Here is a 19,926-nt window from a genome sequence, read left to right as displayed (position 1 = left end):
GCACCATCGCCTCGACCGACAGGTACGAAAGGTTCATCCATGACGCAGCCCAAACGCATCGCCGTCACCGGCGCGGCCGGTCAGATCTGCTATTCCCTCCTGTTCCGCATCGCCAACGGAGACGTCTACGGCAAGGACACGCCTGTCGCGCTGCAGCTCCTCGACCTGCCCCAGGCCCAGAAGGCCGTGAAGGGTGTGGTGATGGAGCTGGAGGACTGCGCCTTCCCGCTGCTGCAGGACGTCATGATCACCGACGACCCGAAGGCCGCCTTCCGCGACATCGACGCCGGCTTCTTCGTCGGCTCGCGTCCGCGTACGCAGGGCATGGAGCGCCGCGACCTCCTGAACGCCAACGCCGAGATCTTCCGCGTGCAGGGCGAGGCCCTGAACGAGGGCGCCAAGCGCGACGCCAAGGTGATCGTGGTCGGCAACCCCGCCAACACCAACGCCATGATCCTGGCCGCCAACGCCAAGGACTTTCCGACCGAGAACGTCACCGCGATGCTCCGGCTCGACCACAACCGCGCCCTGACGCAGTTCGCCCAGAAGGCCGGCGTCTCGGTCGACGCGATCAAGAAGTTCGTCGTCTGGGGCAACCACTCGCCGACCATGTTCGCCGACTGGTCCAACGCCACCGCGGACGGGCGCAAGCTCTCCGAGCTGATCGGCGACGAGAACTGGTACAAGGAGACGCTGATCCCGACCGTCGCCAAGCGCGGCACGGCGATCATCGAGGCGCGCGGCGCTTCGTCGGCCGCCTCGGCCGCCAACGCCGCCATCGACCATATGCGCGACTGGATCCAGGGCTCGAACGGCGACTGGGTCTCCATGGGCGTCTCGTCGGACGGCTCCTACGGCATTCCTGAAGGCCTGATGGCCGGCGTGCCGGTCGTCTGCGAGGGCGGCTCCTACAAGCGCGTCACCGGTCTCGAGCTCGACGCCTTCCAGCGCCAGATGCTCGACCGCACGGTGGCCGAGCTGTCGGAAGAGCGCGAGGCCGTTTCGGCCCTGCTCTAAGCCATCCTCACGACCGTCGAACCTTAGGGGGCCGCTCCGCCAGCCGGCGGGGCGGCCCTTTCGCGTCCGGAATGTTCAACGCCTTCTTAAGCTTCCGGCGCGAAATTCGAGCGACGTTGCAAGCAGGCCGCAGAATGTCCCGGAGCCGTAGTCTTTCCCTCGTCCTCTCCGTCGCGGCCCTCGGTCTCGCCGGTGGTTGCGCCCGGATGGAAGCGCCCATGAGCGCCGAGGAATGCCTCGCGCGCGCCATGTACTTCGAGTCCAACCGCTCGTCGGAGGAGGGGATGCTGGCGGTCGGGACCGTGGTGATGAACCGGCTGGAATCCGGCCGGTACCCGAAGTCCGTCTGCGGCATCGTCGGCCAGAAGAACCAGTTCGCGTCCGGCGTGCTGACCAAGCCCATGGGCAAGGGGCGCGATCTCGCGACCCGGACGGCCAAGCGCGTCTTGCGCGGCGCGCGCCACCCCGAGGTGCAGAAGGCCATGTTCTTCCACACGGCCGGTTACGCCTTCCCCTACACCAACATGCATTACGTCACGATCCAGGGCGGCAACTCGTTCTACGAGAAGCGCCGGGACGCGACGGCGAGCCAGTCCATGGTCGCCGAGCGCCTGAAGGCGGAAAAGGAAGGGCGCCTGCCGTTCACGCCGCCCGAGCGTGCGCAGACCGACGCGCGCGCGCCGGCTCCCGCCGTGATGCGGGCGCCGGTCCGCCAGAGCCGGATCGCGCGCCAGCTCGCCGCGCCTCAACCGAGCGCTTCGGCGGAGCCCATGAGCATCGAGGAGGCCATCCGCCTCGGCGGCGGCTGAGCCGGATCAGGCGTCCGGGAAGTCGGCCGACAGGCTTTCGTCCTTCAGCCCCTCGATCTCGGCCAGCCGCTGCTTCAGCTTGGCCGTCACTCCCTCGTAGGCGACCTTGCCGAGCACGAGGTGGCGCGGCGCCTTGTCCATCTCCGTCACGCGGATCATCGCCTCGCCAGCGCGCACGGGATCGCCGGCTTGGCGGCCGCTGATGTCGGAGGTCATCTTCAGCCGGGCGCCGGCCGTCTCGGTATATTCGGCGATCCGGTTCGGCGTCTGGCGCAGGGAGCGGCCGGCCCAGTCGGTGCGGAAGGGACCGGGCGCGACGCAGGTCACCTGCACGCCGAACGGCCTGACCTCGGCGGCGAGCGCATCGGAGAAGCCCTCCACCGCATGCTTGGTGGCGGCGTAGTAGCCCGAGCCTGGGAAGCCGATGAAGCCAGCCTGACTGGTGAGGTTCAGGATATGGCCGGACTTCTGGCGCCGCATGATCGGCAGGACGGCGCGCGTCATGGCGAAGAGGCCGAACACGTTGGCGTCGAACTGCTCGCGGATTTCCGCGTCGTCGCCTTCCTCGATCGAGGCCTGGTAGCCGTAGCCCGCATTGTTGACGAGGACGTCGATCCGTCCGAACCGCTCCTCCGCCGCCTTCACGGCCGCGTCGATGGCCACGCGATCGGTGACGTCGAGCGACAGGGGCAGGACGCGGTCGCCGCCGAGATCCACGAGGCTCGACAGCCGCTCCTTGTCGCGCGCGGTGGCGACGAGGCGCCAGCCCCGACCGATCACCAGCTTGGCGAGTTCGTGGCCGAAGCCGGTGGAGCAGCCGGTGATGAACCAGACGGGCGTTTCGATGGAGGACATGGGTCGGCCTTCGATCACGAGGGGATGGCGGTGGCGCTCTTATCTGGAGGCCGCCGCCGGTTCGGCCAGACGATCGGAGCCGCTAATCGATTCGGCAAGCCTAATGAAACGTTTGCCGTGCTACTCCGTGGTTCGATCCACCCTTCTGCCGGACCCTCAGCCCTTGTCTCATCCCCTCGGCCGCCCGTCCGTCGCCCGGCGCCTGCGCCTCGCCTCGGCGCTGCTCCTGTCCCTCGCGCTGGCGTCGTGCCAGTCCATGGACCTGTCGCGCAGCGACGTTCGCGCGGGGCTCATTCCGCCCACGAAGGCGCCTGCGCTGACCGTCGGAGCGGAGGTCGTGGCCGAGCGGATGCCGGCCGCCATCGTTGTCGACATGGACACCGGCCGGGTCCTGCATGCCGAGGACCCCGACGGTCTGCGCCGTCCGGCGTCTCTCACCAAGTTGATGACGCTTTACCTCCTGTTCGAGGCGATCGAGGCACGGCGGATCGGGCTCGACGATGCGATGCCGGTGACTGCCTATGCCGCGGCGCGCGCGCCCTCCAAGCTCGGCCTGCGGCCCGGCGAGACGATCCGGGTGCGGGACGCCATGTACGGCCTCGCGGTGAAGTCGGCCAACGATGTGGCCTCCGTCGTCGCGGAGGCGCTCGGCGGCACGGACGACGCGTTCGCACTCGCGATGACGCGCAAGGCCCGCCAACTCGGCATGACGCGCACCAACTTCGCCAATCCGAGCGGCCTGCCCGACGAGGCGCAGATCTCGACCGCGCGCGACATGGCCCGCCTCGGCTTCGAGATCCGCAAGCGCTTCCCGCAATATGCCGCGCTCTTCAAGGTCGAAAGCTTCGACTACGGCGGCCGCCACTACACGGCCACCAACAAGCTCCTCGGCCGTGTCGCGGGCGTCGACGGCATGAAGACCGGTTTCGTCAACGCGTCCGGCTTCAACCTCGTCGCCAGCGCCCGGCGCAACGGGCGCGGCGTCATCGTGGTGGTGCTGGGCGGCCGGACGGGGCGCGAGCGCGACTCCAGCGTCGAGGCGCTGATCGACACCTATCTCGGTCCCGGCTCCTGACTGGTCAGAGCCCCTTCTGCATGCCGCCATCGACGAAATAGGTCGAGCCGATCGAATAGGTCGCCTTGTCGGAGCACAGGAACACGAAGAAGTTCGCGAGTTCCTCGGGCGTGCCGAAGCGCTTGATCGGCGCGTGCTCGTCGGCGACGCCCTGGAGATAGCCTTCCCAGTCGCCGCCGGAATTCTCCGTGAGCTGACGGGCCGTCTTCTTCCAGTCGGGTGTCAGGATCAGGCCGGGATTGATGCAGTTGACGCGGATGTTGTCGCCGACGACCTCCGTCGCGAGGCATTTGGAGAACATCATCAGAGCCGACTTGGTGACGTTGTAGATCGGCTCGTACCAGAGCGGCTGCACCGCGCAGATCGACGCGTTGTGCAGGATGACCCCGCCGCCGCGCCGGCGCATCTGTGGCACCACGCCGCGCGCGAGGCGCACCGCTGCCATGACGTGGAGGTCCCAGTAGGCCTGCCACTTGTCGTCCGGCGCATCCATCACCGTCTCGTTGGAGCCGGTCCCAGCATTGTTGATCAGGATGTCCGCCCCGCCGAACCACTCTTCGGCGGCGCTTACGACGGCGTCGACACCTTCCGCGGTCGAGACGTCGGCCCCGACGCCCAGCGCCTCGACGCCATGCGTCTCGGCGATCCGTTTCGCCTCGGCGTCCGCCCGTTCCCCACCGCGTGCCGCGAGGATCACACTCGCGCCTTCCGCCGCCAGCCCTTCCGCCACCGCCAGACCGATGCCGACCGATCCGCCGGTGACGATGGCGACCTTACCCTTGAGACCCATGTCCATGCGCATTCCCTCCCGTGCGGCCCTTCCGGCCGAATCGTGAGGTTGATTGTGGGCCGGGCAGGGCGGTTAAGGCCAGCGCGAAGCGCGCAGGTTCGTTAGTCGGAGTAGCGCTCCTCCGCCCAGGGGTCGCCACGATTGTGATAGCCGCGCACCTCCCAGTAGCCCGGCTGGTCGGCGGTGCGGAACTCGATGGAGCGCAGCCACTTCGCGCTCTTCCAGAGGTAGAGATGCGGCACGAGGAGGCGCACCGGGCCGCCGTGCTCCTTGGCGAGCGGGCGCCCCTCCCAGGAGTGGACGAGCATGGCGTTCTCGGCGGCGAAGTCGGCCAGCGGGAGGTTGGTGGTGTAGCCGTCGTAGGAGCCGAGGACGACGAAGGCCGCGTCCTCGCGCGGTCGCACGATCGCCATGAGGTCCCGCGTCAGAACGCCGCCCCAACGGTTGTCGTAGCGCGACCATGTCGTCACGCAATGCATGTCCGAGGTTTCCTCGCTCTGCGGCTGGCTTTGGAACCGCGCCCAGTCCCAGATCTGCGGTTCCTCCACCGCGCCGTTGATCTGGAGACGCCAGCGCTCCGGCGAGACGTCGGGCTGCAGCCCCAGATCGAGCACCGGCCAGTTCTTCACGAGGTGCTGGCCGGGCGGCAGGCGTTCGGCCTCGGGCCGCTCCTGGCGCCCGGTGAGGAAGCGGCCGAGGCGTGCCCATTCCTGCTTGGTGCGGGTCAGCTTGGATTCGGGGGGCGTGTCGTCGGGCGAGTCGGCCATGGCTGCGGTTCCGTTCTGGCAACAGGGAGAAGGATGGGGCGGGCGGGCGCAAGGTCACCGGTGCGCGAGGACGATCTTTGGCCCGCCAAGCACGGGGCGGCCTTGAAACGGCCGGGAACGACGGCACCTTGCCTTGTATGACCATTTGCAGGACGGCCCGCACGACGGCTGGATGGATGCGCTGCGTCCTGGCGTTGACGCTGTGCCTTTTCGCCTTCGCCTACGGCGCGCCGACAAGCCTGTCCGCGCATTCCGCGACGGTGCATGCCGCGATGGATGCGGGCTGCTTGGAGGCGCGCGGACATGGGTCCGACGGCGGCGCAGCGCGGGTCTCCGCCGCCTGCTGCGTCGCCCATTGCCTGCCCGCCATGCCTGCGCCCCTGCCGCCCGCAGCGGCACCTCCCGCCGCCGAACGTGCCGACGCTCCGCTGCACGATGAAAGGGGAGATGGCTGGGCCGCGCCGGTTCTCCTGCCGCCCCCGCGCGCCTGACCGAGCCGCGTGCCGAAGGCCGACCGTCTCCGAGCCGGTGCCGAGGAGCGCCGCGACGGCGGTCGATCTCAATCGATCAAACGGAACCCGATCATGACCCATCAGTCCCACGACATGCAGGCCTGTATCGACGCCTGCCTCGCCTGCTATCGAACCTGCCTCAGCACCGCCATGCACCATTGCCTGGAGGCCGGTGGGAAGCACACGGAGCCCGGGCATTTCCGGCTCATGACGGCCTGTGCCGAGATGTGCCGGGCCTCAGCCCACATCATGTTGACCGGATCGGACGCGCATCGCCATTCCTGTGCCGCCTGCGCGCAGATCTGCGCTTCTTGCGCCGACGATTGCGAGCGCGTCGGCGGCATGGAGGACTGCGTCGCCGCCTGTCGCGAATGCGCCCGTCTCTGCCGCGAGATGGGAGGCGTCCAATGAGGGCGCCGGCCATCCTTGCCGCCGCGCTGGCCCTGGCCCTCCTGCCCGCTGTCGCTCGGGCGCAGGAAATGAACCAAGGCGCCATGGATCACGGCGCCCACGGTCAGGCGGCCGGACACCCGGCCAGCCAACGGATGATGCAGGCGATGGAGACCATGGACGCCGCCATGGCGAAGACCCCGATGACCGGCAAGCCCGGCCTCGACTTCGCCGCCATGATGATCCCGCATCACCAGAGCGCGATCGACATGGCCGAGGCCTATCTCGCCAGTGGCGAGACCGATCCGACCCTCACGCGCATCTCGCGCGACGTGATCTCCTCGCAGGAAAAGGAGATCGCCGAACTGCGCGCCTGGATCGAGGCGAACCGCGGCCGGTAACAGAATGCGGGCGGGTCCACCCGTGGCCCGCCCGTCTCGCCGCGATATTCCGCCGCGTTATCTAGGCATCCATGGAACCGATCGACCGCACCGCCACCTCGTTCAGACCGCGCTTCGACATCGGCCGCGTGCCGATCCTACGCAAGGTGGAGGTGCGGGGCCTGCTGGTCCTCGGCCTCGTGTCGGCTCTTCTCTTCGCGTTTCTCACCATCGCAAGCGAGATGCGGGAGGGCGAGACCCACGCCTTCGACGAAGCCATCCTGCGGGCGTTGCGCAGCCCGACCGATCCGGCCGATCCGATCGGACCCTTCTGGGTCGAGGCCATCATGCGCGACCTCACAGCGCTCGGTGGCTACACCGTCCTCGCGCTCATCACGGTGCTCGCCATCGCCTACCTGCTGATGAAGGGCAAGCGCGCCTCGGCGGTGCTGATCGGAGTCGCGGCGTTGGGCGGCATGGTTCTGTCGAACCTCCTCAAGATCGGCTTCGACCGGCAGCGGCCGGACGTCGTCGCCCATCTCGTCGATGTGCACAGCCTCAGCTTCCCGAGCGGCCATGCCATGCTTTCGGCCGCCACCTACCTGACACTTGGCGCGCTTCTGGCGCGCTCTGAGCGAGGCATCATTATGCGCGGCTACTTCATCGGGGTCGCCATTGCGCTGACGCTGCTGATTGGGGCAAGCCGAGTCTATCTCGGTGTCCACTATCCGACCGACGTGCTGGCTGGCTGGTGTGCGGGCTCGGCCTGGGCCTTCCTGTGCTGGTGGATGGCGCGCTGGCTGCAGCGGCGCGGCAGCGTCGAGCCGAGCACCTGACACGAAAATGCGCCGGCGCCTGTCGGAGCCCGCGCGCATGATTTTGGGACGAACCCCTCCCAGATGTCGTCATCCTCGGGCTCGACCCGAGGATCTGCCACGTTCGTCACGCTGATCCGTCGCAGATGCTGGGGTCGAGACCGAGCATGACGGCGGAAAGGGAAGGGGCCAAGAGGCTGGGGCGCCGGCCCTTTCGAGCCGGCGCCCCTTCAAGCGATCCTCGAGCTCAGAAGTCGAAGTCGTTGATGTCCGCCTTGGTGAAGACTTTCGGCGCGCCAAGCAGGATCTGGCTCTGGTTCACGATCTGCAGCTCTCCCAGGCGCCCGGCCTTGAAGCTCGTGTCGCCCGGCTTCAGCGTGCCGTCGGCCACCGCGCGCATGGCCATGCCGGCGGCATAGCCGAGATCGACCGTCGACCACAGGATGGTCGACTTGATGCAGTCGTTGTTGACATAGGGCTTCATGGCGTTGGGCAGCGCGAGACCGACCACCGAAACCTTGCCGCAGAGATTGTTCTGCTGAACGGCTTCCGACGCGGCCGGGGTGGCGACCGAGGTCATGCCGAGAATGCCCTTCAGTTCGTCGCCGTACTTGTTGATCAGCGTCTGCGCCTGGTTGAAGGACAGGATGTTGTCTTCCTGCGCCTCGACCGTCTCCAGGAACTTCAGTTTCGGGTGGCACTTCTCTGCATAGGCCGCCATTTCGGTGATCCAGCGCGCCTGGTTGGGCGTGGTGAAGGTCGAGGTGACGATCGCGAACGAGCCTTCTTCGCCGATCTCGGAGGCGAGCTGGTCGATCATCGACTTGGCGACGCCGTTGGGCTCGGCCTGGTTGACGAACCACTGGCGGGCGTCGGGCTCGGCATCTGCGTCGTAGCCGACGACGTTGATGCCAGCTTCCAGCGCGCGCTTCAGCACGGGCGCGATGGCGACCGGGTCGTTGGCGGCGAACAGGATGCCGTCGACGCCTGACGTGATGTAGTTGTCGATGAAGGTGATCTGCTCGTCGATGTTCGCCTTGGTCGGACCGTCGGTGGTGACGGTCAGCGAGCCGAGCTCCTTGGCCGCTTCCTGGATGCCGGAGGCGGTGGAGTTGAAGTAGCCGACGCCGACCAGCTTCGGGATATCGACGACGCGCAGCGGCTTGCCCTTGCGGTCCGGCGCGTTGGTCGGCTCGCCGCCATTGTAGTCGCCCGGCGGGACGGCGGTCACGCTCGCGTCGCAGGCGAGCGGATTGGCCGGCTGGTCGTCGCCGCCCGTCCAGGCGCTCTGCGCCATGGCGGGTGCGGTCAGAAGGCTGGTTCCGAGAAAGAAGGCCAGAAGCGTGCGCATGTCGTTGTCTCCTCCACGATGACGTTGACGGCGTTTCCTCCTCAGTCGCCGGAATAGCGGCTGAGGAAATTCGAGATGAGAACGGCCGCGATCAGGACTACGCCGATGATGACGATGGTCCCGTCGCCCCGCACGCCCGAGAGGGCGAGGCCGTTCTTCAGGACCTGCACGAGGCACAAGCCGAGCAGTGTGCCGACCACGAGCCCCCGACCGCCGAAGATCGAGGTGCCTCCCAGCACCACGGCGGTGATGACGTCGAGCTCGATGCCCGAGCCCATGTCCGAGCGGGTCGTCGAGACGCGGCTGACGAAGACCACCGCCGCCAGCGCCGAGACGAAGCCGGAGGCCGAGTAGATCCAGAGCTTGGTCCGGGCGACGTCGATGCCGGAAAAGGCTGCGCCCTGCTCGTTGTTGCCGATGGCGTAGGTCGCGCGTCCGAAGGCGGTGTAGCGCAGGATGAAGAACCCGGCGAAGGCGACGAGGGCGAGGAGCCAGAGCTGCGTCGGAATGCCGAGCACCTCGCCCTGGCCGAGCTCGAAGAACCACTTCGGGTAGCCGCGGATCGATTGCGCCTGGCTGATGCCCTCGGCAAGGCCCCGATAAAGAGCGAGCGTCGCCAGCGTCGCGATCAGCGGCGGCACGCGGAAGCGCGTGATGATGAGGCCGTTGAAGAAACCGGCGAGCGTGCCGACCACCATGGACAGGCCGATGGCAACGGGGAGCGGCAGGCCGAGGGTCTTCCAGAACACCCCGATCAGAATGGCGCAGAGGCCGAGGATCGAGCCGACCGACAGGTCGATGCCGCCGGTCACGATCACGAAGGTCATGACCACAGCGATCAGCCCCACCTCGGTCAGAAGACGCCCCTGGTTGAGGAGGTTGGCGGCGGTGAAGAAGCGCTCGTTATCGATGGCCAGAACCGCCAGGGCGAGCGCCAGGATCAGGGCGAGGATAGCCTCGTGGCGGAGCAGGGAGCGAAGGGTCATCGTGTCTCTCCTCCTCAGCTCGCCCGCCCGCGCCGGGCCATGTCGGCCAGCACCGTCGCGAGAATGAGAATGCCCTGCACCGCCCGCAGCCAGTAGGCCGAGACGTTCAGGAAGATCAGCGACGAGCCGATGGCGGCGAAGAGGATCGCGGCCAGCGTCGAGCCGACGACCGTCCCGATGCCGCCCAGGATCGAGACGCCGCCGACCACCGAGGCGGTGATGACGATGAGTTCCAGCCCGTTCGGCACGGTGGACTGGATGACCTGGAGCTGCGTCGCGAAGAGGATGGCGGACACACCGGCGATCAGGCCGTGCAAGGCGAACACTTTCACGATCGTCGCCTTGTAGGGGATGCCCGACGCCTCGGCCGCTTCCGGGTTGCCGCCGACGGCATAGATTGAGCGGCCGAAGGCCGTCGATCGCAGCATGAAGGCGAAGCCGATCGTCATCACGATCATGAACCAGACAGGGGAGGGCACGTCGAAGAGGCGGAATTGCGCGAGCTGGAACTCCGGCGGCAGGCCCGAGATCCAGGCGCCGCCGGTGACCGTGATGAGGCCGCCGCGCAGGATCGAGAGCATCGCCAGCGTCGCGATGATCGACGGCACCTTGAGATAGGCGATCAGGGTGCCGAGCCCGGCGTTCACCGCGCCGCCGATCAGCACCGGCAGCAACCAGGAGAGCCAGACGGGATAGCCGTTGGTGACCAGAAGGCCCGAGATCGTGGCCAGGACGCCGATCAGCGCGCCGACGGACACGTCGATATGGCCGGAAATGATCACCATCGACATGCCGATGGCGGCGACCGCGATGTACGCGTTGCCGACGAAGATCGAGGTCAGGTTGTTCTGCGAGACGAAGCGCGGGTTGATCCAGCCGACCACGAGGAACAGGGCGACGATCGCCAGGACCAGAAGGATCTCCTGGCCGGACGAGGAGAGGCGGCGCGAGAGCGTCGGACCTCTCATGCCGCGTGTCCCGTCATCATGGCGGTGCCGACCGCGTCGGGCGTCGCCTCGGCGCGGTCGAGGATGGCGGTCATGCGCCCACCGTTCATCACGAGGACGCGGTCGCTCATGCCGAGCACCTCGGGCAGTTCGCTCGAAATCATGATGATGGCGAGCCCCTGTCGGGCGAGCTGGTTCATGAGCTTGTGGATCTCGGTCTTGGCGCCGACGTCGACTCCGCGCGTCGGCTCGTCGAGGATCAGGATGCGCGGGTCGGTCGCGAGCCACTTGGCGATCACGACCTTCTGCTGGTTGCCGCCCGAAAGCTGCGCCACGACCTGGCCGGGTCCGCGCGCGCGGATGGAAAAGCGCCGGATCGCGTCCTCGGCCAGGGCCTTTTCGCGCGCCGTGTCCACCACCGATCGGCGCGTCAGGCGGTCGAGGATCGCCATGGAGACGTTCTCGCGGATGGTCTGGGGCCTCACGAGACCATGCTGGGCTCGGTCCTCGGGCACGTAGGCGATGCGCTTGTCGATCGCCTCGCGCACACTGCCGACCGTCACCGGCTCGCCGTCGATCAGGATCTCGCCGGCCGTTGCCGGGGTCACACCGAAGATCGTCTGCGCGAGTTCGGTCCGGCCGGAGCCCACGAGGCCGGCGATGCCGAGGATTTCGCCGGCGCGCACGGAGAAGGACACGTCGCGCACCTTGCCGGCATGGGCGAGGCCGCGCACTTCCAGCACCGTCTCGCCGATCGGGATGTCTTCCTTAGGGAACAGCTCGTCGATGTCGCGGCCGACCATCATGGATACGAGGCTGGCCTCCGTGACCTCGGCGGTCGGGCGCGTCGCGATGGTCTTGCCGTCGCGAAGCACCGTCACCCGGTCGGAGATCTCGAAGATCTCGTTCATCCGGTGGCTGACATAGATGACGCCGACGCCCTCGGCCCGGAGCGAGCGCACCACGTCGAGAAGGCGACGCACGTCGGCCTCGGCGAGCGCGGCGGTCGGCTCATCCATGATCAGGGCGCGCGCGTTCTTCGACAGGGCACGGGCGATCTCGACGCGCTGGCGGTTGGCGACGGAGAGCTTCGACACCGTCTCGTCAACGTCGAGGTCCGGACAGTCGAGCCTGTCGAGGATCTCACGGGCGCGGCGGCGCATGGCGGACCAGTCCAGTGTGCCGCGCGACGTGCGCGGCGCGTGGCCGACGAAGATGTTCTCGGCCACCGTCAGCGCCGGGAACAGGAGCAGTTCCTGGTGGACGACTGCGATGCCCCGGTCCTGCGCGTCGCGCGGCCCGTCCAGCCTGCGCGCCTGCCCGTCGATCTCCACCGCGCCGGCGTTCGGCTGGTGCGCGCCGGACATGATGCGGATCATCGTGGACTTGCCGGCGCCGTTCTCGCCCATCAGGGCATGGACCTCGCCGGGCCGCAGGTCGAAATCGACGCCCTTCAGCACCGAGACGGGGCCGAAGGCCTTCTCGATGCCGCGGAGCGCGATGATGGGCGCCGCATCAGTTGACAAGGAAGCCACCCTCGATCGGCAGGGTATGGCCGTGGACCATGGCGGCGGCATCGGAAAGGAGGAACAGGATGCCCTCCGCCACGTCCTTGGTCTCGGCGAAGCGCCCGACCGGCGTGCGCGCCAGCATCGGGCCGCCCTTTTCCGGCGCGCTCCAGGCGACGCGGGCAAGCTCTGTCAGCGTGATGCCGGGGTTCACGGCGTTGACGCGGATTCGGTGAGGCCCAAGCTCGTTGGCCATGACCCGCGTCAGCCCGTCCAGTGCGCCCTTGGAGGCGCAGTAAGCAGCGTGATCCCGGAAGCCGAGAAAGGACGAGATCGAGGAGACGTTGACGATCGCGCCCGGCGCGTTGCGCCGGATCAGGTCGCGGGCGAAGACCTGGGACACGATCGCGGCCGAACGGACATTGACGGCCTGGATCATGTCGAAGGACTCGTCCTTCATCTCAAGGAACGGCTCCAGGATGTTGATTCCAGCGCAGTTGACCAGGAGATCGGCGGGCAGGGCCTCCGTCGCGGCCATCCGCGCGGCTGCCGCGTCGGCCAACTCGACCGTGATGGTGCGGCAGCCGATCTCGGCCGCCAGCGTATCGAGGTCGGCGCTGGTGCGGCCGAGCGCGACGACTTCCGCGCCGCGTTCCTTCAGAAGCGTCGCGACATGGCGGCCGATGCCCTTGCCCGCACCGGTGACGATCGCCGTCTTGCCTTTGAAATCCATCCCCGTTCCTCCCAAAACGCGGCGGATCGGATGGGGGCCTAGTCGCCCAGTCCCATCTCGATCTGCATCTTCACTTCGCCCTTGGGCGCCTTGGCCGCGAGTTCGAACGCCTCGACGCTCTGCTCGAAGGTGAATGTGCGGGTGATCAGCGGCGACACGTCCACGGCCCCGGACGCCAGCATGGCGACGCAGCGCGGGAAGACGTGGGCGTAGCGGAACACGTGCTCGACGCGGGCTTCCTTCAGCATGGCCTGCGACACGTCGTAGGACGGGTTGGACAAGGGAATGCCGACGAACACCACGACGCCGCCGGGGCACAGCGGCTCGAAGATCGTGGCGATCGCCTTTTCCGAGCCGGCGCATTCGTAGATCACGTCGGCGCCCCAGCCTTCGGTGCGGGCCTTCACGGCCTCCGCCAGGCTCTCGCGCGCCACGTTGACGGTGGAGACCGAGCCGAGCTTGGCCGCGATGCCGAGTTTGGTGTCGTCGATGTCCGAGACGATCACATGGGCGCAGCCGCCGGCCAGAGCCGCCAGCACTGTGACGAGACCGATCGGCCCGGCGCCGATCACCACCGCGACGTTGCCTGGCGCCGCCTTGGCCTTGGTCACCGCATGGACGCCCACGGCGAGCGGCTCGACCATCGCCGCGGCGGCGAAGGACACGTTGTCCGGCAGCTTGAAGGTGAATGCTTCCGGATGGACCACGCTCGGGCGCAGCACGCCGTGGACGGGCGGCGTCGCCCAGAACCGGACGGCCGGATCGAGATTGTAGAGGCCGAGGCGCGTCGCGCGGCTGTTGGGATCGGGAATGCCGGGCTCCATGCAGACGCGGTCGCCGGGCTTCAGCGTCGTGACGCCCGAACCCACCTCCGTGACGATGCCGGACGCCTCGTGTCCGAGGATCATCGGCTCGCGCACCACGAAGGGACCGATCGCGCCATGGGTGTAGTAGTGGACGTCGGAGCCGCAGATGCCGACCGTGTGGATCGCGATCCGCACGTCGTGGGACCCGAGCGTCTCCTCGACCGGGCAGTCGCGCAAAGCGAGCTTGTCCTTAGCCTCCAGTACTAAGGCGCGACGGTCGCTTTGGGTGCTTGCCCTCAGGTCGTCGATGTTCCGCATGGCCGAATCTCCTCCCACCGACCTCGTCCGAGCCTGCGACGCTACGGTTCGGGCACCACGCTGACGACGCATCAAGCGGCGTCGTTGCAAACTTTCTTGGCCGACACGTCAGGCGGCCCGGGTTTCCCCGGACCGGTTCGTGCGGATGCGGCGGGACTCGTCGCGATAGGCTGACGGGGTCTGGCCGCAGACGGCGTGAAACTGGCGATTGAAGTTCGCCGTGTTGTTGTAGCCTACCTCGTAGCAGATCTGCGTCACGGGCATATCGGTCCCCGCCAGAAGCGCGCAGGCCTGCTGCACGCGCATGCGGTTCACGTAAGACGTGAAGTTGTGGCCCGTCTGGTGCTTGAAGAAACGGGAAAACGCCGTCACCTCCATATGGCAGACGGCCGCCGCGTCGCTCAAGGAGATGTCGCTGGCGAAGCGCTCGGTGATGAAGGCGATCACCCGGTCGAGCCGGCGCGAGGCCGATGTGTGGAGTCCGAGGGAGGGTGCGCACCGCGCGAGGATGCGTCGGTCGTCCGGCCGGGCCGCGAGACCGGCCAGCAGCGACAGGAACGAAACGAGGCGTCCGGCGCCGCGCTCGTGCTCCATGGCGCAAAGTTTTCTGCGTGCCTGCTCCGCCGTGTCCCCGGAGAACTCGACACCGAACGCGGCATCGCGCAGGAGGGCGCGCAGGTCGGCGAATTCGGTGAATCCGTTGACCAGCGTTTCCGTGACGGCGGCGTCGAACTGCACGAGGACGTCGCGGCCGGGCAGGCTGGCACCCGGCTCCATGTCGCTGATCCAGTTGTGCGGCAGGTTCGGCCCCGCCAGCACGAGGCATCCTTCCCCGAACGGCCCGACATAGTCGCCGATCATCATCCGCCCGCGCCCCGCCGTGACGAGGTGCAGCTCGTATTCTGGGTGCCGGTGCCATTTCGCCAGATGATGGGGGTAGTCGTGCTTGGCCCAGCGGAAGGATTCTCCCGGCCCGCGCAGGATGATCTCCAGCGCGGGATCGCTGGCGTGGGCGGCAGCGTCGGGGCGACCTTGTGTCATGCCGTCACCTCTTGCTTGGGGGCATGAACCACGCCGAGCCATGCGCGGCGATAGTCCGCAAGATCGGGCAGTGGGGACTCTGATATCGGCCGCTCCGCCGCCCGCTCGATCGTGGCCTGGGGTCCAAGCGCAAGGAGAGCCGCTCCCGCGCTCGTGCCGGTCCCTTCCAGCGGAGCGGCGACCCGGCGCCCCGTCAACTGGCCGAGCGCTCGCAGATAGAGGTCGTTGCGCGCGAAGGGGCCTTCCACCACCGTCGGGCCGTCGGCGCCGATCAGGGCGAGCACCGCCTGCGTCGCCAGGGCGCAGTAGAGGCTGGCGGCGGCCGTTCGCTCGGCAGGTGAAAGCGTCGATGGTTCCGCCGACCAGCCGCCCAGGCCTTCGGGAAGCGATCCGCTGCCGCGCGTCTGGCCGGGCAGGGCCATGATGCCCCGCCGGATCACGTCGGCGATCGTTTCCTCGCTCGGCTTCTCCGGCGCGTGATCGGTCAGGAGGTCGAACTCGCGCCCGCCCATAAAGATGCCGGACGGCACGGGATCGCCGAAGGCGTTGACGTTGCTGAACGTGCCACGGCCCGGATCGAGCGGAACGGAGCGGCCGCCGATGGCGAAGGAGACGACCCAGGTGCCGGTCGAGACCACTGCGAAGGGCGCCGGGCGCGACAGGAGATGCGGCAGGAGCGAGGCGTTGGAATCGTGGATGCCGCAGAGCACCGGGATCGCTCCGCGATCGAGAAGGCCCGCACGCTCCGTGATCTCCGGGCGGAGCGGCCCGAGCACGTCGAAGGCGCTCCGGCGCTGGGGCAGGAGCGAGGTCCAGCCGGCGCGCTCGACGAGAGCGGAATAGGTGCCGCGCGGGGGCGACCAGAGGTCGGTGTGGCACGCGAGGGAGGTCGTCTCGACCGAGGCCACGCCCGACAGCCGCCAGGCCCAGTATTGTGGGTAGGTGAGCATATGCCGCGTGCGGGCGAATGCGTCGGGGAAGCGGCGCTCGAGCCAGTAGAGCTGGCGCCCGACATTCAGCCCTCCGCCCATGCCGGGCGAAAGCGTTTCGGAGAAGTCGGGCCGCAAGGCGTCGTAGGCGTCGCTTTCCGGGCCGGCGAGGTCGGTCTCGTAGTCCAGCATCGGAAGGGCGAGGCCTTCGCTATCGACCAGCACGATGGACGCGCCGTGGGTGGTGATGGCGATCGCGTCCAGCGGATGGCCTTCGGCCACCTCGCCGAGAGATCTAACGATAAAGGCGAAGAGCCCGTCGAGGTCGAAATGCGGGTAGGGTCCGTCCCGGCGCACCTCGTTGGCCGTGGAGCGGAAGGCGAGGTCGCGGCGCTCCGCCAGGTCGTGCAGCACGACCTTTGCGTTGGTCTTGCCGACATCGATCACGGCGACATGGCGTGCGACGGTCTTCATCCGCTCAGTCCATCCGGAACATGGGTTCGAGGGGAACGATCTTGGGCGAGGCGTCCGGATTGGTCTCCATGATCTCGGCCATCATCGTCCACCAGCGGCGCATGACCTCGTGGCCGGGCAGGGCGTCCATCCCGTGGTCGGCCCGGCGCTTGAGGATGGCGAAGAGGTGGTTCGTCTCGGGATCAAGATGGATCGAGTAGTCTCGGATGCCGGCTTCCCGCAGGAGGGCGACGAGATCGGCCGGGATCGCATCGTGACGGCGGCGGTAGGCCTCGGCCTGGCCGGGGCGCAGCATCATGCGGAAGGCGATCGTCTCCTCAGAGCCTGTGGCCATTCGCGCCTCCCTCGATCTTGGCGACGATGAGGTTCACGCCCGCTGCCTCCACCATGGCGGCATCGCGGTCGCTGATGCCCTCGTCGGTGACGAGCACATGGGCGCGCTCCAGCGGAGCGAGGAGCAGGCTGGAACGGTTGGCGAACTTCGAACTGTCGGCGAGGATCACCAGCTCGTCGGCCTGGCGCATGAGGCGCTGCTCGGACTGGATGATCAGAGGATCGGTCTCGGCGAGCCCGAGGGCCGATACGCTCTGAACGCCCAAGAACATGCGCCGGGCTCGAAAATGCGCGGTTCCGTCGGCCTCGAAGGGCGAGAGGATAAGCCCTTGCGCCCGGTACACCGCCCCGGCCGGCAGGAGCACGGTGCAGCGCGAATGCTGGAGCAGGTGCTCGGCGATGGGGAAGGAGTTCGTCATCACCTGAAAGCTCGCGTCCGTCAGGAAATGGACCATCTGAAACGTGGTGGAGCCGCCGTTGATGATGGCGGCGTCGTCCTCCTCGCACAGCCGCGCGGCCTCGCGGGCGATGGCCCGCTTCTCTGCGACCTTCAGGGTCTGGGCGAGCGCGAGGTTCGAGCCGTCCGGCAGGCCGGGAATGGCGGAAGGGGCGAGTGCCTCCGCACCGCCGCGCACCTTGCGCAGGCGGCGCGCGGTCGAAAGGGCCTGGATGTCGCGTCGGATCGTCGCCTCGGATGCGCCGGTCAGAGCGGCGAATTCCTGCACCGTGCCGACGGAGCGCCCCTTGAGGGCGCTGAGAATCATCCGCTGGCGTTCGCGCTCGTGCATCCGTTTCCTCCCGAAGCGCAAGATTGCGCGCTCCCACGAGCCTGTCAATCACACTTGATCATCTTCGATCATTGTGCGCTGCATCATGATCGAAGATGATCGTTTCTGTTGACACTCTGCCGCGTTCGGCGGATTGTCCGGCCGCCGATCCCCGCAGACCACACGCGAGGCGGGCGGCGGATCCCGAACGAGGTTGGTGATGAGCGCGGCGACGAAACTCTTGGAGAACCGTTGGGATGACGCGCGCGCTGCGGCCATGAGCGAGCCGGAGCGGCTGCTCTACCGCTCCAACCTTCTCGGCTCCGACAAGCGCATCACCAACTACGGCGGCGGCAACACGTCGGCCAAGGTCCGCCATGCGGATCCGCTCACCGGCGAGGACGTGACGGTGCTCTGGGTGAAGGGCTCGGGCGGCGACGTCGGCACGATGAAGCTCGACGGCTTCGCCACGCTCTACATGGACAAGCTGGAACGGCTGCGCGCCATCTATCGCGGCCTCGACCAGGAGGACGAGATGGTCGGCCTCCTCAGCCACTGCACCTTCGACCTCAATCCGCGCGCGGCTTCCATCGACACGTCGCTCCACGCCTATCTGCCTTATGCCCACGTCGATCACATGCATCCCGACGCCGTGATCGCCATCGCCGCAACCGGGCGCAGCCGCGAACTGACGCATGAGATCTACGGCAATGAGATCGGCTGGCTCGGCTGGCGGCGCCCCGGCTTCGAACTCGGCCTCGAACTTTCCCGCTTCGCTGCCGCCCATCCCGAGGCCAAGGGCGTCGTCCTGGAGAGCCACGGCCTCTTCACCTGGGGCGACACGGCCAAGGACTGCTACGAGACGACGCTGCGGATCATCAACCGCGCGATCGAGTGGTTCGAGGGGCAACTCGCGGGCAAGGTGGCTTTTGGGGGGGAGGTCACGGCACCGCGTCCGGCCGCCGAACGGCGCCGGATCGCCGCACGATTGATGCCGGAAATTCGCGCCCGCATCGGCGGCGACGAGCGCAAGATCGGCCATTTCGACGATTCGGACGCCGTGCTCCAGTTCGTCGGCTCGCGCGACCTCGAGCCCCTGGCCGCGCTCGGCACGTCCTGCCCCGACCATTTCCTGCGCACCAAGATCCGGCCGCTGGTCCTGCCCTTCGCAGGCGACGTCGAGGCGGTCGTGTCTGGCCTCGACGCTTCGATCGAGGCCTATCGCGAAGGCTACCGCGCCTATTACGAGCGCTGCCGGCATCCGAACAGCCCGGCGGTCCGCGACCCGAATGCGGTCATCTATCTCGTTCCGCGAGTCGGCATGTTGTCCTTTGCGAAGGATAAGGCCACGGCCCGCATCGCGGCAGAGTTCTACGTTAACGCCATCAACGTGATGCGCGGGGCATCCGGCGTCGATACTTACCAGGGCCTTCCCGAGCAGGAGGCCTTCGACATCGAATACTGGCTTCTGGAGGAGGCCAAGCTGCAGCGCATGCCAAAGCCCAAGTCGCTGGCCGGTCGCATCGCCTTCGTGACGGGCGGGGCGGGCGGCATCGGCCGGGCGACGGCGGAGCGGCTTCTGCGCGAAGGAGCCTGCGTGGTGCTCGCCGACATCGACACCGGATCGCTCGATGCGGCGAGGGCCGAGCTTTCGCAGACCTTCGGGGCGGACCAGGTGCGCGGCGTCCTCGTCAACGTCACGGACGAGGCGGCGGTCGAGAAGGGGTTCATGGATGCCGTGGCCGAATACGGCGGGCTCGACATCCTCGTCTCCAATGCCGGCATCGCGTCCGCGTCCCCGGTCGAGGACACGACGCTGGAGGTCTGGAACCGCAACATCGACATCCTGGCGACCGGCTATTTCCTCGTGTCGCGGGAGGCCTTCCGGTTGTTCCGTCGCCAGAAGCTCGGCGGGTCGATCGTCTTTATCGCCTCAAAGAACGGTCTCGCCGCCTCGGCCGGGGCATCGGCCTACTGCACGGCCAAGGCGGCGGAGATCCATCTCGCTCGCTGCCTTGCGCTGGAAGGCGCGGAGGCGGGCATTCGGGTCAACACGGTGAACCCCGACGCGGTGCTGCGCGGCTCGAAGATCTGGAGCGGCGAATGGCGCGAGCAGCGGGCGGCCTCCTCGAAGCTCCAGACCGACCAGTTGGAAGAGCACTACCGCCAGCGCTCGCTCCTGAAGCGCTCGGTTTTCCCGGAGGACATTGCGGAAGCCGTCTACTTCCTGTCGAGCGACCTCTCGGCCAAGTCCACCGGCAACATCCTGAACGTGGACGCCGGCAACCAGATTTCCTTTACGCGCTGAGCGAGACGCTTCGCG

The 19,926-nt window shown here is 67.8% G+C and carries 21 protein-coding genes; 8 read left to right on the top strand and 13 right to left on the bottom strand.

What is annotated here, in order from left to right; all coding sequences use genetic code 11:
- The first annotated feature begins 39 nt into the window (after nt 1-39).
- Both O5O54_RS11215 and O5O54_RS22440 read left to right on the top strand, forming a co-directional pair.
- Nucleotides 40-1,017: a malate dehydrogenase gene (locus O5O54_RS11215; RefSeq protein ID WP_279481730.1), complete on the top strand. Its 978-nt coding sequence runs from the start codon at nt 40-42 to the stop codon at nt 1,015-1,017.
- Between the two features lie 218 nt (nt 1,018-1,235).
- Nucleotides 1,236-1,826 (top strand): cell wall hydrolase, encoded by a 591-nt coding sequence (locus tag O5O54_RS22440; protein ID WP_407061695.1) that lies wholly within the window; start codon nt 1,236-1,238, stop codon nt 1,824-1,826.
- Between the two features lie 6 nt (nt 1,827-1,832).
- Here the strand turns inward: O5O54_RS22440 and O5O54_RS11205 are convergent, their stop codons facing one another.
- Nucleotides 1,833-2,681: an oxidoreductase gene (locus O5O54_RS11205; protein WP_279481728.1), complete on the bottom strand. Its 849-nt coding sequence runs from the start codon at nt 2,679-2,681 to the stop codon at nt 1,833-1,835.
- 163 nt (nt 2,682-2,844) lie between these two features.
- On the opposite strand from O5O54_RS11205, the gene O5O54_RS11200 reads away from it, so the two are divergent.
- The gene (locus tag O5O54_RS11200) at nt 2,845-3,756 is read left to right on the top strand and encodes a D-alanyl-D-alanine carboxypeptidase (protein ID WP_279481726.1); all 912 of its coding nucleotides are present in this window, start codon (nt 2,845-2,847) and stop codon (nt 3,754-3,756) included.
- A gap of 4 nt (nt 3,757-3,760) precedes the next feature.
- Here the strand turns inward: O5O54_RS11200 and O5O54_RS11195 are convergent, their stop codons facing one another.
- A complete protein-coding gene (locus tag O5O54_RS11195) occupies nt 3,761-4,552 on the bottom strand; it encodes an SDR family NAD(P)-dependent oxidoreductase (protein WP_279481724.1) in 792 nt (263 codons plus the stop codon).
- Nucleotides 4,553-4,647: 95 nt separating this feature from the next.
- A complete protein-coding gene (locus tag O5O54_RS11190) occupies nt 4,648-5,313 on the bottom strand; it encodes a sulfite oxidase-like oxidoreductase (protein ID WP_279481722.1) in 666 nt (221 codons plus the stop codon).
- A 176-nt stretch (nt 5,314-5,489) separates the two neighbouring features.
- On the opposite strand from O5O54_RS11190, the gene O5O54_RS11185 reads away from it, so the two are divergent.
- From O5O54_RS11185 to O5O54_RS11170, 4 genes are all read left to right on the top strand, one after another.
- Nucleotides 5,490-5,804, top strand: coding sequence for a hypothetical protein (locus tag O5O54_RS11185; RefSeq protein ID WP_279481720.1), 315 nt, complete (start codon nt 5,490-5,492; stop codon nt 5,802-5,804).
- 93 nt (nt 5,805-5,897) lie between these two features.
- Complete coding sequence (locus tag O5O54_RS11180; protein WP_279481719.1) at nt 5,898-6,236, top strand: four-helix bundle copper-binding protein; 339 nt, start codon at nt 5,898-5,900, stop codon at nt 6,234-6,236.
- Nucleotides 6,233-6,616 (top strand): DUF305 domain-containing protein, encoded by a 384-nt coding sequence (locus tag O5O54_RS11175; RefSeq protein ID WP_279481717.1) that lies wholly within the window; start codon nt 6,233-6,235, stop codon nt 6,614-6,616. The genes O5O54_RS11180 and O5O54_RS11175 overlap by 4 nt, the downstream gene beginning before the upstream one ends.
- 71 nt (nt 6,617-6,687) lie before the next feature.
- On the top strand, nt 6,688-7,431 hold the full coding sequence (locus tag O5O54_RS11170; protein ID WP_279481715.1) for a phosphatase PAP2 family protein: 744 nt from the start codon (nt 6,688-6,690) through the stop codon (nt 7,429-7,431).
- A gap of 226 nt (nt 7,432-7,657) precedes the next feature.
- On the opposite strand, the gene O5O54_RS11165 is transcribed toward O5O54_RS11170, so the two are convergent.
- The 10 genes from O5O54_RS11165 to O5O54_RS11120 all read right to left on the bottom strand — a co-directional run bounded on the left by O5O54_RS11165 (nt 7,658) and on the right by O5O54_RS11120 (nt 17,624).
- Nucleotides 7,658-8,761, bottom strand: coding sequence for a substrate-binding domain-containing protein (locus tag O5O54_RS11165; RefSeq protein WP_279481712.1), 1,104 nt, complete (start codon nt 8,759-8,761; stop codon nt 7,658-7,660).
- A gap of 41 nt (nt 8,762-8,802) precedes the next feature.
- Entirely contained in the window at nt 8,803-9,747 is a 945-nt protein-coding gene (locus O5O54_RS11160; protein ID WP_279481710.1) for an ABC transporter permease, read from the bottom strand.
- Between the two features lie 14 nt (nt 9,748-9,761).
- Nucleotides 9,762-10,715, bottom strand: a complete 954-nt coding sequence (locus O5O54_RS11155; RefSeq protein WP_279481709.1) for an ABC transporter permease — start codon at nt 10,713-10,715, stop codon at nt 9,762-9,764.
- A complete protein-coding gene (locus O5O54_RS11150) occupies nt 10,712-12,271 on the bottom strand; it encodes a sugar ABC transporter ATP-binding protein (protein WP_407061694.1) in 1,560 nt (519 codons plus the stop codon). Before O5O54_RS11150 ends, O5O54_RS11155 begins: the two co-directional genes overlap by 4 nt.
- Complete coding sequence (locus O5O54_RS11145; protein WP_279481706.1) at nt 12,210-12,935, bottom strand: SDR family oxidoreductase; 726 nt, start codon at nt 12,933-12,935, stop codon at nt 12,210-12,212. Before O5O54_RS11145 ends, O5O54_RS11150 begins: the two co-directional genes overlap by 62 nt.
- A gap of 38 nt (nt 12,936-12,973) precedes the next feature.
- Nucleotides 12,974-14,059 carry an NAD(P)-dependent alcohol dehydrogenase gene (locus O5O54_RS11140; protein ID WP_279481704.1) on the bottom strand — a complete coding sequence of 362 codons (1,086 nt, stop codon included), beginning with the start codon at nt 14,057-14,059 and terminating at the stop codon, nt 12,974-12,976.
- 108 nt (nt 14,060-14,167) lie between these two features.
- Complete coding sequence (locus O5O54_RS11135) at nt 14,168-15,100, bottom strand: AraC family transcriptional regulator (protein ID WP_279481702.1); 933 nt, start codon at nt 15,098-15,100, stop codon at nt 14,168-14,170.
- Complete coding sequence (locus O5O54_RS11130; RefSeq protein WP_279481700.1) at nt 15,097-16,503, bottom strand: FGGY-family carbohydrate kinase; 1,407 nt, start codon at nt 16,501-16,503, stop codon at nt 15,097-15,099. The genes O5O54_RS11135 and O5O54_RS11130 overlap by 4 nt, the downstream gene beginning before the upstream one ends.
- Before the next feature lie 4 nt (nt 16,504-16,507).
- Nucleotides 16,508-16,837 carry an L-rhamnose mutarotase gene (locus tag O5O54_RS11125; protein WP_279481698.1) on the bottom strand — a complete coding sequence of 110 codons (330 nt, stop codon included), beginning with the start codon at nt 16,835-16,837 and terminating at the stop codon, nt 16,508-16,510.
- Complete coding sequence (locus tag O5O54_RS11120; RefSeq protein ID WP_279481696.1) at nt 16,821-17,624, bottom strand: DeoR/GlpR family DNA-binding transcription regulator; 804 nt, start codon at nt 17,622-17,624, stop codon at nt 16,821-16,823. The genes O5O54_RS11125 and O5O54_RS11120 overlap by 17 nt, the downstream gene beginning before the upstream one ends.
- Before the next feature lie 199 nt (nt 17,625-17,823).
- On the opposite strand from O5O54_RS11120, the gene O5O54_RS11115 reads away from it, so the two are divergent.
- Nucleotides 17,824-19,911: a bifunctional rhamnulose-1-phosphate aldolase/short-chain dehydrogenase gene (locus tag O5O54_RS11115; protein WP_279481694.1), complete on the top strand. Its 2,088-nt coding sequence runs from the start codon at nt 17,824-17,826 to the stop codon at nt 19,909-19,911.
- Nucleotides 19,912-19,926 lie beyond the last annotated feature (15 nt).

This window comes from Aureimonas sp. SK2 (assembly GCF_029813115.1).
Taxonomy (GTDB): Bacteria; Pseudomonadota; Alphaproteobacteria; order Rhizobiales; family Rhizobiaceae; genus Aureimonas.
The sequence above is the reverse complement of the archived record's forward strand: the minus strand, read 5'-3'. Positions and strand labels throughout refer to the sequence as shown.